The 12994-nt window shown below is 63.8% G+C and carries 11 protein-coding genes and 2 tRNA genes; all 13 read left to right on the top strand.

Annotation, left to right across the window (positions count from 1 at the left end):
- Positions 1-221 precede the first annotated feature (221 nt).
- Positions 222-2213, top strand: coding sequence for an ATP-dependent zinc metalloprotease FtsH (gene ftsH, locus NH448_RS04320; protein WP_253028441.1), 1992 nt, complete (start codon positions 222-224; stop codon positions 2211-2213).
- Between the two features lie 182 nt (positions 2214-2395).
- On the top strand, positions 2396-3190 hold the full coding sequence (gene folP, locus NH448_RS04315; RefSeq protein ID WP_108131904.1) for a dihydropteroate synthase: 795 nt from the start codon (positions 2396-2398) through the stop codon (positions 3188-3190).
- Complete coding sequence (glmM, locus tag NH448_RS04310) at positions 3183-4532, top strand: phosphoglucosamine mutase (RefSeq protein WP_045992272.1); 1350 nt, start codon at positions 3183-3185, stop codon at positions 4530-4532. The genes folP and glmM overlap by 8 nt, the downstream gene beginning before the upstream one ends.
- A gap of 182 nt (positions 4533-4714) precedes the next feature.
- On the top strand, positions 4715-5461 hold the full coding sequence (tpiA, locus tag NH448_RS04305) for a triose-phosphate isomerase (protein WP_108131789.1): 747 nt from the start codon (positions 4715-4717) through the stop codon (positions 5459-5461).
- A 4-nt stretch (positions 5462-5465) separates the two neighbouring features.
- Entirely contained in the window at positions 5466-5900 is a 435-nt protein-coding gene (gene secG / locus NH448_RS04300) for a preprotein translocase subunit SecG (protein WP_222516168.1), read from the top strand.
- Positions 5901-5917: 17 nt separating this feature from the next.
- Positions 5918-6004: transfer RNA gene (locus NH448_RS04295), tRNA-Leu, on the top strand.
- 146 nt (positions 6005-6150) lie between these two features.
- A tRNA-Met gene (locus tag NH448_RS04290) sits at positions 6151-6227 on the top strand.
- A 211-nt stretch (positions 6228-6438) separates the two neighbouring features.
- A complete protein-coding gene (gene rimP / locus NH448_RS04285; protein ID WP_045992269.1) occupies positions 6439-6900 on the top strand; it encodes a ribosome maturation factor RimP in 462 nt (153 codons plus the stop codon).
- A 73-nt stretch (positions 6901-6973) separates the two neighbouring features.
- Positions 6974-8467, top strand: coding sequence for a transcription termination factor NusA (gene nusA / locus NH448_RS04280; protein ID WP_108131788.1), 1494 nt, complete (start codon positions 6974-6976; stop codon positions 8465-8467).
- 27 nt (positions 8468-8494) lie between these two features.
- Positions 8495-11032, top strand: coding sequence for a translation initiation factor IF-2 (gene infB / locus NH448_RS04275; protein ID WP_045992267.1), 2538 nt, complete (start codon positions 8495-8497; stop codon positions 11030-11032).
- Positions 11033-11053: 21 nt separating this feature from the next.
- Positions 11054-11470, top strand: coding sequence for a 30S ribosome-binding factor RbfA (rbfA, locus tag NH448_RS04270; protein ID WP_045992266.1), 417 nt, complete (start codon positions 11054-11056; stop codon positions 11468-11470).
- Positions 11470-12423, top strand: coding sequence for a tRNA pseudouridine(55) synthase TruB (gene truB, locus NH448_RS04265; RefSeq protein WP_045992265.1), 954 nt, complete (start codon positions 11470-11472; stop codon positions 12421-12423). Before rbfA ends, truB begins: the two co-directional genes overlap by 1 nt.
- Positions 12424-12513: 90 nt before the next feature.
- Positions 12514-12783, top strand: a complete 270-nt coding sequence (rpsO, locus tag NH448_RS04260) for a 30S ribosomal protein S15 (protein ID WP_045992264.1) — start codon at positions 12514-12516, stop codon at positions 12781-12783.
- Positions 12784-12994 lie beyond the last annotated feature (211 nt).

Below are 12994 nucleotides of genomic sequence, written 5' to 3'. Positions count from 1 at the left end.
GCATGGTACGGGCAGGAAAGGACACATGATGGCGTGCGATGGCCTGCCAGGCAGTCATCGCATCGACATTTTTTCGGCATTTTCCGAGGGTGAGTCCCGGCGGAAGGGGCGCTTGCGCCGCTTCGTTGGATCCGATCAGGCTGGCTGAACCAGGCCGGGTCATGTAGTGTCGAACCCTTAGGCACCTAGGCCGACAGATTCTTGCAATTGAGGGTGGTCCCTTGAACGACATGGCGAAGAACCTGATTCTGTGGTTGGTCATCGCGGCGGTGCTGCTGACGGTGTTCAACAACTTCAGCGTCGAGAACGCACCCAACCAGATGAACTACTCCCAGTTCGTCGAACAGGTGCAAAACGAGCAGGTACGCAGTGTAACCATCGACGGTTACACGATCAGCGGTGAGCGCAACGATGGCTCCAGCTTCCAGACCATCCGCCCCTCGGCGGAGGACCCGAAGCTGATGGACGATCTGTTGTCCAACAATGTCACCGTGGTGGGCAAGAAGCCGGAACAGCAGAGTCTGTGGACGCGACTATTGATCGCGAGTTTCCCGATTCTGCTGATCCTGGCCATCTTCATGTTCTTCATGCGCCAGATGCAGGGCGGTGGTGCCGGCAAGGGCGGCCCCATGAGCTTCGGCAAGTCCAAGGCCAAACTGCTGTCCCAGGATCAGATCAAGACCACCTTTGCCGACGTGGCGGGGTGTGACGAGGCCAAGGAGGAAGTCGAGGAACTTGTCGACTTCCTGCGTGATCCGACCAAGTTCCAGCGGCTGGGTGGCACCATCCCCCGCGGTGTCTTGATGGTCGGGCCTCCCGGTACCGGCAAGACCCTGCTGGCGAAGTCCATCGCCGGCGAGGCCAAGGTGCCGTTCTTCTCGATCTCAGGCTCTGACTTCGTCGAGATGTTCGTCGGTGTGGGTGCTTCCCGTGTGCGCGACATGTTCGAGCAGGCCAAGAAGCAGGCACCCTGCATCATCTTCATCGACGAGATCGACGCCGTGGGTCGTTCGCGCGGCGCCGGCATGGGCGGCGGCAACGACGAGCGCGAGCAGACGTTGAACCAGCTGCTGGTCGAGATGGATGGCTTCGAGGCCAATGAAGGCATCATCGTCATCGCCGCCACCAACCGTCCCGACGTGCTCGACCCTGCGCTGCTGCGCCCGGGCCGCTTCGACCGTCAGGTGGTGGTGCCGCTTCCCGATATCCGTGGTCGCGAGCATATCCTCAACGTGCACCTGCGCAAGGTGCCGCTGGCCGATGACGTCAAGCCGACCTTCATTGCCCGTGGTACCCCTGGCTTCTCCGGTGCCGACCTGGCCAACCTGGTCAACGAGGCCGCGCTGTTCGCCGCTCGTCGCAACAAGCGTCTGGTGGGCATGGAAGAGCTTGAGCTGGCCAAGGACAAGATCATGATGGGGGCCGAGCGCCGCTCCATGGTCATGACCGAGAAGGAAAAGCTCAACACCGCCTACCACGAGTCGGGCCACGCCATCATCGGTCTGGTGATGCCGGAGCATGACCCGGTCTACAAGGTGACCATCATTCCGCGTGGCCGCGCCCTGGGTGTGACCATGTTCCTGCCGGAGCAGGATCGCTACAGCTTGTCGCGCCAGCAGATCATCAGTCAGATCTGCTCGCTGTTCGGCGGCCGCATCGCCGAGGAGATGACGCTGGGACCGAACGGTGTCACCACCGGCGCCTCCAACGACATCAAGCGTGCCACCGAGCTTGCCCACAACATGGTGGCGAAGTGGGGCCTGTCCGAGGAGATGGGGCCGATCATGTACGACGAGGACGAGTCTCACCAGTTCCTCGGCGGCCCGGGCCAGGGCGGTGGCAAGCTGAAGTCGGGCGAAACCACCTCGCGTCTGGACAAGGAAGTGCGCAAGATCATCGACGGCTGCTACGAGCAGGCGCGTCAGATCCTCGAGGACAATCGCGACAAGCTCGATGCCATGGCCGAAGCGCTGATGCATTACGAGACCATCGACGCGGATCAGCTCAAGGACATCATGGAAGGGCGTGACCCGCGTCCGCCCAAGGACTGGGATGAGCCCGGTTCCGGCGGCGGCTCTCCGGTCACCGGTGATCCCGAGCCGTCGAAGGAGCCGGAGTCCAGCGCCGACACCAGCGACGGGGACGAGGAAGAGGATGACAAAGGCTCCGGCCGTCGCCCCTCCGACCCCCTTGGCGGCCCCGCCGGTAGCTGACGGCCCGCCCGCTCACAGAGGCGCCCCGCGGGGCGCCTCTGGCGTTGCATGACCCGCCTCTCGCATTAGTATTCTTTGGTGAATACCCAGATTTTCCCAGGACATCCTCTTCGATGGACGCTCGTTACCCCGCTGTACTGCCCTGTGGTCGACACCGCCTCGATCTGACCTTTCCCCGCATCATGGGGATCCTCAACGTCACTCCCGATTCCTTTTCTGACGGTGGCCATCACGTGGTCATCGACGACGCCCTGCGCCATGCCGAACAGATGCTTGCCGAGGGTGCCGCCATCATCGACGTGGGCGGCGAGTCCACGCGGCCCGGTGCGACGCCGGTCACCGCGCAGCAGGAGCTCGACCGGGTGATCCCGGTGGTCGAGGCGCTGGTACGGGAGCTGGATGCCCTGGTGTCGGTGGATACCTCGACGCCGGAGGTCATGCGCGAAAGCGCCCAGGCCGGGGCTGGCATGATCAATGATGTGCGCAACCTGCGTCGTGAGGGCGCCGTCGCGGCGGCGACCGGCACCGGGCTGCCGGTGGTGCTGATGCACATGCTCGGCGAGCCGGGCGACATGCAGGACGCGCCCCGTTATGACAGGCCGGTGGAGGAAGAGGTCGCAGACTTCCTCGAAAGGCGCATCGCCGAGTGCGAGGCCGCCGGTCTCAAGCGAGAGCGACTGTTGCTTGACCCAGGTTTTGGCTTCGCCAAGACCGTGGAGCATAATCTTCGCCTGTTGCATCGCCTGGAGCGCCTGGAAGCCCTGGGGCTTCCGCTGCTGGTGGGGATGTCGCGCAAGAGCATGATCGGCAAGGTGCTCGACCGTGCGGTCGAGGAGCGCCTGTCGGGCGGTCTGGCCTTGTCGGCACTGGCGGTGGAGCGAGGCGCACGGATACTACGCGTTCACGATGTGGGGCCCCATGTGGACGCGGTGAACATGACCTGGGCCGTTCTCGAGGAAGGAGAACACCATGGCTAGACGCTATTTTGGCACGGATGGCATTCGCGGTACTGTCGGTCAGGCGCCGATCACGCCGGACTTCATGCTCAAGCTGGGCTGGGCTACCGGCCGCGTGCTCGAGCCACGCCGTCAGCGGGCGCGGGTACTGATCGGCAAGGACACCCGGATCTCCGGCTACATGTTCGAGTCGGCCCTCGAGGCGGGACTGTCGGCGGCGGGCGTTGACGTGATGCTGCTCGGTCCGATGCCGACACCGGGTATCGCCTACCTGACGCGGACCTTTCGCGCCGATGCGGGGATCGTCATCTCCGCTTCCCACAACGCCTACCAGGACAACGGCATCAAGTTCTTCTCGGCCGAGGGCGCCAAGCTGGGCGATGAGATCGAGGAGCGCATCGAGCGCGCACTGGATGAGACCCTGACCACGGTGTCACCGAGGGAGTTGGGCAAGGCCAGCCGGGTCGACGACGCCGCCGGGCGCTATATCGAGTTCTGCAAGTCGACGATCCCCGACCGGGTCAACCTGCACGGCCTGCGTATCGTGCTGGACTGCGCCCATGGCGCGACGTATCACATCGCGCCGGCGGTGTTCAAGGAGCTCGGGGCCAAGGTCAGCCTGGTCGGGGCCGAGCCCGACGGCCTCAATATCAACCAGGAGGTGGGCTCGACCCATCCCGCGGCGCTGCGCGCGGCGGTGATCCAGCAAGGCGCCGATCTGGGTATCGCCTTCGATGGCGACGGCGATCGAGTACTGATGGTGGACGCCGATGGTCACGAGATCGACGGTGACGACATGCTCTACCTGATCGCCAAGGACCGTCACGAGCGTGGCGAGCTGGGTGGTGGTGTGGTCGGTACCCTGATGAGCAACTTCGGGCTGGCTGCAGCGCTGGAGTCCATGGGCGTGCCCTTCGAGCGTGCCAAGGTCGGCGATCGCTACGTGATGGAGCGCCTGGCCGCCAACGACTGGCAGCTGGGTGGCGAGTCCTCGGGGCATATCGTCTGTCGCCACGTGCAGACCACCGGCGACGGTATCGTCTCGGCGCTGCAGGTGCTGTCCTACATGGTGCGTGAGGAAAAGCCCCTGTCACGTCTGCTGCACGGCTTCGAGAAGGCGCCTCAGTCGCTGGTCAACGTGCGCCTGTCGGCGGGCGTCGACGCCAAGGCGGTGATGGCCGACCCGAGTCTCGAACAGGCCACCCGTGCGGTCGAGGCCGAGCTTGGCGATGAGGGCCGCGTGCTGCTGCGCCCCTCGGGTACCGAGCCGCTGATTCGCGTCATGGTCGAGGGGCGCCCTCATCTGGATGTCGAAGGGCTGGCCAGGCGTCTGGCCGATGACGTGCGTGAGCTGGTCGGCTGAACCCTGATCTCACCGCCCGGTTTCGCGGTGCCATGACGCGAGGCCTGGTGGACCCAGATGCCGGCGAAAGCGTCTTGTCGGCTTGCTCCAGCGCGGGACCGAAGGCTTCGATCCCGCGGCAAATCTTGTCTTGACAGGGCCGCTCCTATACCATTTCGGCCCACCTTGAAAGAGGATGTTCCATGCGTGCACCGCTGATCGCCGGCAACTGGAAGATGAATGGCTCGCTGAGCCTGATCGATACCTTCGCCGAGGCGCTGTCCGGCGCCGAATTGCCGCAGGCGGTGACGCTGGCCCTGGCGGTTCCCTTTCCCTATGTCGGGGTGGCCAGGGAGCGGTTGCCGCAGAGCGTCAGGCTGGCCGGCCAGACCCTGAGCGACCAGCCGAGCGGAGCCTTCACCGGCGAGGTGAGCGGCGCCATGCTTGCTGACGTCGGCGCCGACATGGTGCTGGTCGGACACTCCGAGCGGCGTACCCTGTTCGGAGAAGACGACGCGGCGGTGCTTGCACGGGTGCAGGCCGCGCTTGGTCAGGGGCTGACGCCGGTGCTGTGCCTGGGGGAAACCCTGGAAGAGCGCGACGCCGAGCGTACCGAGGCGGTGGTGCTCGGTCAGCTCGAGGCGGTGATGGAAGCCCTCGACAGTGACGAGCGCGCGCGCCTGGTATTGGCCTACGAGCCGGTCTGGGCGATCGGCACCGGTCGTACCGCAACGCCTGAGCAGGCGCAGCAGGTGCATGCGGCGATTCGTGCACGACTCGAACGTTACGATGGCGCCCTGGCGGCGTCCATGCAGGTTCTCTACGGCGGCAGCATGAAGCCCGACAACGCGGCGGAATTGCTGGCCCAACCGGACATCGACGGCGGCCTGATCGGCGGAGCATCGCTGAAGGTCGACGATTTTCTAGCCATTTGTCAGTCAGCAGGTTGAATCCATGCAAGTTGCCATTCTCATGATCCATGTGGCGATCGCCATCGCCCTGGTCGTTCTTATCCTGCTGCAGCAGGGCAAGGGCGCCGATGCCGGCGCCTCCTTCGGTGGCGGTGCCTCCCAGACCGTCTTCGGTTCCCGTGGCAGCGGCAGTTTCCTGTCCAAGGCGACCGGGGCGCTGGCGGCGTGTTTCTTCGCCACTTCCCTGACCCTGGCCTACTTCGCCTCCGAGGCGGGCAATTCCGCGCCAGAAGCGGGTATTCCCGACGCCGAGGTGATCGAGCGGCAGAACAGCGCGCCGACCCTGGATGACGAAAGCACCCAGAACAGTGCGCCTGCGCTTGAGGAAGAAAGTCAGGAAAATTCTGCGCCTACGCTTGACGAAGGTTCAAGCGACGTGGATAATGCAGCGCCAGTGCTGGAGGACAGCCAAGGCTGATCTCCGGAACTCCCCTAGCCGAAGTGGTGGAATTGGTAGACACGCTATCTTGAGGGGGTAGTGACCTTACGGTCGTGCGGGTTCAAGTCCCGCCTTCGGCACCATCCTCGTCTTCTGCAATGACGGCGTGGATGACAAGCTCTCCCGGTGATGACCGGTGATGACCGGTGATCTTCTCTCAGGGTTGGCGGTTCGGTGAAATGCCTTGACGCCCTGGTCAAGGCGCAGTATACTCACCGGCCTAGATTGATGCGGGGTGGAGCAGTCTGGTAGCTCGTCGGGCTCATAACCCGAAGGTCATCGGTTCAAATCCGGTCCCCGCTACCATCTTCTTGGCAGGCATGCAGGTATCCTCAAGGGGCATGCGAACTTCTGCCAGATGGTGACAGGTTTCTTGGAAAAAGCCCCTTCCTGTGAAGGGGCTTTTTGTTAGCAGCTTGCCGGGGCTCGCCCGGCGGCGCGAACGCCAATCAGCCACCTGACTTTCCTGTTCACTCCCGGCCAGGTGCTGATGCAACGGCTGTAGGAGCTTTCATTCGTGGCGACCAAAGATGCTGCGCTCAATGCGTTGATCGAACCGGTGGTAACGGCCATGGGGTTCGAGCTCTGGGGTATCGACTATCTGTCCCAGGGAAAACATTCCCGTCTGGTGATTTACATCGATCACGCCGATGGCGTCAGTGTCGACAACTGTGCCGATATCAGTCGACAGGTCAGCGCCATCATGGATGTCGAGGATCCCATCGCCGGGGAGTACCGTCTCGAGGTGTCTTCGCCCGGGATGGATCGTCCGCTGTTCCGTCTCGATCAGTTCTCCCGTTACGCTGGCCATCACGTGGCTCTGAAGCTGCGCGCTCCCTTCGAGGGTCGGCGCAAGTTCCAGGGCGTGCTCGCCGGAACCGAGGGTGACGAGGTGCTGGTGCAGATCGACGGTGAGGAATACTGCTTTCCGATCGACGGCATCGATCAGGCGCGGGTGGTTCCTCAGTTTGACGAGTGACGCTCACTGATGCGCGACGACTGATGCGCGACAAGAGAGAACAAGGATCGGTTTTTTGGCGAGGCTTTAAGGCATGAGTAAAGAAATTCTGGCGGTCGTTGACGCGATCTCCAACGAGAAGGGTGTCCCCCGCGAGGTCATCTTCGAAGCCGTCGAGGCGGCGCTGGCCAGTGCCTCGCGCAAGCGCTTCGAGGATGAGGAAGCCAGCGTCCGCGTACACATCGACCGGATGACCGGCGAGTACGAGACCTTCCGCCGCTGGGTGGTGGTCGAGGACGATGACTTCGACGGACCCGACGCCGAGATCAAGCTGACCTTCGCCGAAAAGCGGGATCCGCCGCTGGGCCTGGGTGACGTGGTCGAGGAGCGCATCGAGAATGCGGCCTTCGGTCGTATCGCCGCCCAGACCGCCAAGCAGGTCATCGTGCAGAAGGTGCGCGAGGCCGAGCGTGCCGAGGTCGTGCGCATCTATGCCGAGCGTGAAGGTGAACTGGTCGCGGGTATCGTCAAGAAGACGACACGTGACGGCCTGATCATTGACCTGGGCGACAACGCCGAGGCCTTCCTGCCGCGCAGCGAGATGATCCCCGGTGAGCGCTACCGCATGAACGAGCGGGTGCGCGCACTGCTGGTCAAGGTCGACGCCGAGGCGCGTGGCGCCCAGTTGATCCTGTCGCGCACCAACCCGCAGATGATCATTGAGCTGTTCAAGATCGAGGTTCCCGAGATCGCCGAGCAGCTTATCGAGATCAAGGGTGCGGCGCGTGATCCGGGCTCCCGGGCCAAGATCGCGGTCAAGACCAACGACCGTCGCATCGACCCGGTGGGCGCCTGCGTCGGCATGCGCGGTTCGCGCGTGCAGGCGGTGTCCTCGGAGCTGCAGAACGAACGCGTCGACATCGTGCTGTGGGACGACAATCCCGCACAGCTGGTGATCAACGCCATGGCCCCGGCCGACGTCGCCTCCATCCTGGTGGATGAGGATGCCCACGCCATGGACGTGGCCGTCGCCGAGGACAACCTGGCCCAGGCCATCGGCCGTAGTGGCCAGAACGTGCGTCTCGCGTCCGAGCTGACCGGCTGGCGTATCAACGTCATGACCGAAGCCGACGCCGAGGCCAAGCGCGACCAGGAAATCGACAGTCTGGTCGAGCACTTCGTTCAGCACCTGGACATCGATGATGATGTCGCTCGGCTGCTGGTCGAGGAAGGTTTCACCTCGCTTGAAGAGGTGGCCTACGTACCGGTCGAGGAAATGCTGGAAATCGAAGAGTTCGACGAAGACCTCATCGAGGAGCTTCGAGCTCGCGCCAAGGACGAGCTCTTGAACCTGGCCATTGCCTCCGAGGAGGAACTGGACGGAGCCCAGCCGGCGGATGATCTGCTGGAGATGGACGGAATGGAGCGCCATCTGGCCTTCATCCTGGCCAGCCGTGGCATCAAGACCATGGAAGATCTGGCTGAACAGTCTGTCGATGATCTGGTGGACATCGAAGAGGTGGACGAAGAGCGCGCCGCGGCATTGATCATGACCGCCCGTGCGCCTTGGTTCGAGAGCGAACAGTAACAGGGTCACGGGCTGAGGAGGGTCGTAATGTCAGAGATGACCGTTAAGGATTTTGCAGCGAAGGTGGGGCGTGAAGTGCCCCGTCTGCTGGAACAGATGAAAGAAGCCGGACTCGAGCACAAGTCGGAAGCCGACGCCGTGTCCGAGGAAGACAAGCGCAAGCTGTTGGACTTTCTGACCAAGAGCCATGGCGGTGGCAGCGGTGTGGGCGCGGCTGCGCGCAATCGCATCACCCTGACCCGCAAGACGCGCAGCAAGATCAAGACCAGCGAGCGCGGCAAGACCATCGAGGTCCAGGTCCGCAAGAAGCGCACCTACGTCAAGCGTGACGAGGCCCAGGAAGAAGCCCCGGCGCCGGTGGAGGACCACGGTCCGCGTCAGCTGGTCGGCGACATGGCCGATTCCCGTGCACGTCGCGAGGCCCAGGAGGCCGAAGAAGCCAAGCAGCGCGCCGAGCAGAAGGCGAGCCAGGACGCCGAGCAGGCCGCCAAGGCCAAGCGCGAGGCCGAAGAGGCCGCCGTCGTGCCCGACATTCCGGTGCCCGAGCTCGACACCTCTGCCCCGGCTGGCGACGAGCCGCCGGCGCCGCCCAAGGAAGGTCGTGGCGACGTGCGTCGTGCCGCCGTCAAGAAGGCCGCCGCCAAGACCGGCAAGAAAGGCCGTGGCGAGCGTGACGACGACGATCGCAGCGACCGCGAAGAGCGTCGTCGTGGCGGTGGCAAGAAGGCCAAGCGCGCCGAGCGCCGTGGCAGCCGTCGTGGCGGCAGCCAGGGCAACGGCAAGCATGGCTTCCAGAAGCCGACCCAGCCGATCGTGCGTGAGGTCTCGATTCCCGAGTCCATCTCGGTGGCCGAACTGGCCGACAAGATGTCGATCAAGGCCAACGAGGTCATCAAGGCCATGTTCACCATGGGCGCCGCGGTGACCATCAACCAGACCATCGACCAGGACACTGCGGCTATCGTGGTGGAAGAAATGGGCCACACGCCCAAGCTGGTCAAGGACGATGCCCTCGAGACCGAAGTGCTCGAAGCCATCTCCTACGAGGGCGAGGAAATCACCCGCTCTCCGGTGGTCACGGTCATGGGTCACGTCGACCACGGCAAGACCTCGCTGCTCGACTACATTCGTCGTGCCAAGGTGGCCACCGGTGAAGCCGGCGGTATCACCCAGCACATCGGTGCCTACCACGTCGAGGACGACAGCGACGGTGTGACCTTCCTCGACACCCCTGGTCACGCGGCGTTTACCGCCATGCGTGCCCGTGGTGCCAAGGCCACCGACGTGGTCATCCTGGTGGTGGCGGCCGACGACGGCGTCATGCCCCAGACCATCGAGGCGGTGGAGCACTCCAAGGCTGCCGAAGTGCCGATGGTGGTCGCGGTCAACAAGATCGACAAGCCGGAAGCCGATCCCGACCGGGTCAAGAACGAGCTGTCCCAGCACGGCGTGATCTCCGAGGAGTGGGGTGGCGACACCCAGTTCGTCCACGTCTCCGCCAAGTCTGGCGAAGGCATCGAGGAGCTGCTGGAAGCCGTTCACCTGGTCTCCGAGGTGCTCGAGCTCAAGGCGGTCCCGAGCGCACCCGGCAAGGGTGTGGTGGTCGAGTCTCGCCTCGACAAGGGTCGCGGCCCGGTGGCCACCGTGCTGGTCCAGAACGGTACCCTGAAGAAGGGCGACATCGTGCTGGCCGGTCTGCACTACGGCCGTGTGCGTGCCCTGACCAACGAACTCGGCAAGCAGGTCGACGCCGTGGGTCCCGCCATGCCGGTGGAGATCCAGGGTCTCGATGGCACCCCGGAAGCCGGTGACGACTTCATGGTCGTGGCCGACGAGAAGAAGGCGCGTGAAGTCGCCAACTTCCGCCAGGGCAAGTACCGCGAGATTCGCCTGGCACGCCAGCAGAAGGCCAAGCTGGAGAACATGTTCTCCCAGATGGGCCAGAGCGAGGCCGCCAAGGTCAACATCGTGCTCAAGGCCGACGTCCAGGGTTCCCTGGAAGCGATCAAGGGCGCCCTCGAGGAGCTGTCCACCGACGAGGTGCAGGTGTCCGTGGTGTCCTCCGGCGTTGGCGGTATCACCGGTACCGATGCCAACCTGGCGCTGGCCAGTGAGGCCATCGTGGTCGGCTTCAACGTGCGTGCCGATGCGGCCGCCCGCGAGATCATCGAGCGTGAAGGTCTGGAGCTGCGCTACTACAGCGTCATCTACCACCTGATCGACGAGGTCAAGCAGGCCATGAGCGGCATGCTCGAGCCCGAGTGGAAGGAAGAGATCGTCGGTATTGCCGAGGTCCGTGACGTCTTCCGCGCGCCCAAGATCGGTGCCGTGGCTGGCTGCATGGTGGTCGAGGGTACGGTCTTCCGTAACAAGAAGATCCGCGTGCTGCGCGACAACGTGGTCATCTACGAAGGCGAGCTCGAGTCGCTGCGCCGCTTCAAGGACGACGTCCAGGAAGTGCGCAACGGCATGGAGTGTGGCATCGGGGTGAAGAACTACAACGATGTCCAGGTCAACGACAAGATCGAGGTCTTTGACCAGGTCAAGGTCGAGCGCACGCTGTAAGCGTTCGAGGAGTCGTCATCCATGCGCGAATTCAAGCGTACCGACCGAGTGGCCGACCAGCTCCAGAAGGAGCTGGCGGTCCTGATCCAGCGCGAGGTCAAGGACCCGCGCCTGGGGATGGTCACCGTGAGCGGGGTCGAGGTCAGTCGTGACCTCGGCTACGCCGACGTCCATATCACCCTGCTGGGTGAGCAGGACCCGGAACGGATCAAGGAAAACCTCAAGGTGCTCAAGCGCGCCGGCGGTTTCCTGCGTAGCCAGGTGGCGCGTCGCATCAAACTACGTCACGTGCCGGAACTGCGCTTTCACTATGACGAAAGCGTGGTGCGTGGTCAGCACCTGTCATCGCTGATCGAAGAGGCGGTGGCCAGCGATCGCTCTCGCCACCCCGAGGGGGATGACGAGAACGACAGCGGCGAGGACGGGGCCAAGGACTGATGGCCCGTCGTCGTCGAGGACTGCCGATCGATGGTGTACTGCTGCTGGACAAGCCCAAGGGCATGTCCAGCAACTTTGCACTGCAGCGGGCGAGGCGCCTGTACCAGGCCCAGAAGGCCGGTCATACCGGTACCCTGGACCCCATGGCGACAGGGCTTCTGCCGGTGCTGTTCGGCGAGGCTACCAAGTTTTCCAACCAGCTGCTCGAGGCCGACAAGGTGTACCGCACCCGGGTCGAGCTCGGGCAGAGCACCGATACCGGTGACGCCGAAGGCGAGGTCATCGCCGAGGCGCCGGTGCCGGCGCTGGTGCGCAGCGACGTCGCGTCGGTAGTGGCGGATTTCATCGGCGAGCAGGATCAACTGCCGCCGATGTATTCCGCGCTCAAGCACCAGGGGCGCAAGCTCTACGAACTGGCGCGAGAGGGCAAAAGCGTAGATCGTGCAACCCGGCGGATAAGGGTGTATGATGCTCGGCTACTTTCCGCCAGCCTCGAGGGCGAGTCCCCAGGATTCGACCTGGAGGTCCGGGTCAGCAAAGGCACCTATGTGCGTACGCTGGCCGAGGACATGGCCAAGGCGCTGGGTTGCGAAGGGCATATCTCGCAGCTCAGACGGCTGAAGACCGGCCCCTTCGATGCCGATGGCATGGTCGATTTCGACACGCTCGAGGCCCAGGACGACGGCCAGCGCCAGGCGCGCCTGGCACCGATCGACAGTCTGCTTCAACACCTCCCGGCTCATCGCCTCAGTGAGGCAGGTGTCCAGGCCCTGCGCTTTGGACGCCCGGCACGCGGTGAGCTCGAGGGCGGCGATTCGGCCATGGCCGAGGAGTCGTTGTATCGCCTCTATCAGGGTGAGTCCTTTATCGGTCTCGGTCTGGTCGAGCCTACCGGGGATATCGTGCCCCGGCGCCTTCTGAGCACGTTCGTCGCGGGCTCAGGGCAAGACTGACCCCCTCAAGGGGTTGCGGCAGCTGGAGACTGCAAATATGCGTGGTCTCCGACATTCATCATTCAGGCATATTGCTTACTGGAGAGACAGATGGCACTTACCGCCGAACAGAAGGCCGAAATCGTCAACGAATACGGCCGTGGTGACAGCGACACCGGTTCCCCCGAGGTTCAGGTGGCCCTGCTCAGCGCCAACATCAACGGCCTGCAGGATCACTTCAAGACCAACAAGCAGGATCACCACTCCCGTCGTGGCCTGATCCGCATGGTCAACCAGCGCCGCAAGCTGCTTGACTACCTCAAGCGCAAGGACTTCGAGCGCTATCAGTCCCTGATCCAGCGTCTGGGTCTGCGTCGCTAAGACGCAAGCGCGACAAGGCTTCCTTCGGGAAGCGGCGTCAGATAACGGGCAGCCCCACGGGGCTGCCCGTTGTCGTTGGTGGTACAGCGTTGTGCGCGGTCGCGGCAGGCAGCGGCGGCCACTTGAAACTCCCTTGACCTTTGTGGTGGCCCTCACGGGCTTGACCCCCTAAAATAGTCGCCGAGTCAAAAACGACCCAAACATCGAAAAG

Origin of the sequence: Halomonas sp. OfavH-34-E (assembly GCF_024124525.1) — a bacterium.
Taxonomy (GTDB): Bacteria; Pseudomonadota; Gammaproteobacteria; order Pseudomonadales; family Halomonadaceae; genus Halomonas; species Halomonas litopenaei.
The sequence above is the reverse complement of the archived record's forward strand: the minus strand, read 5'-3'. Positions and strand labels throughout refer to the sequence as shown.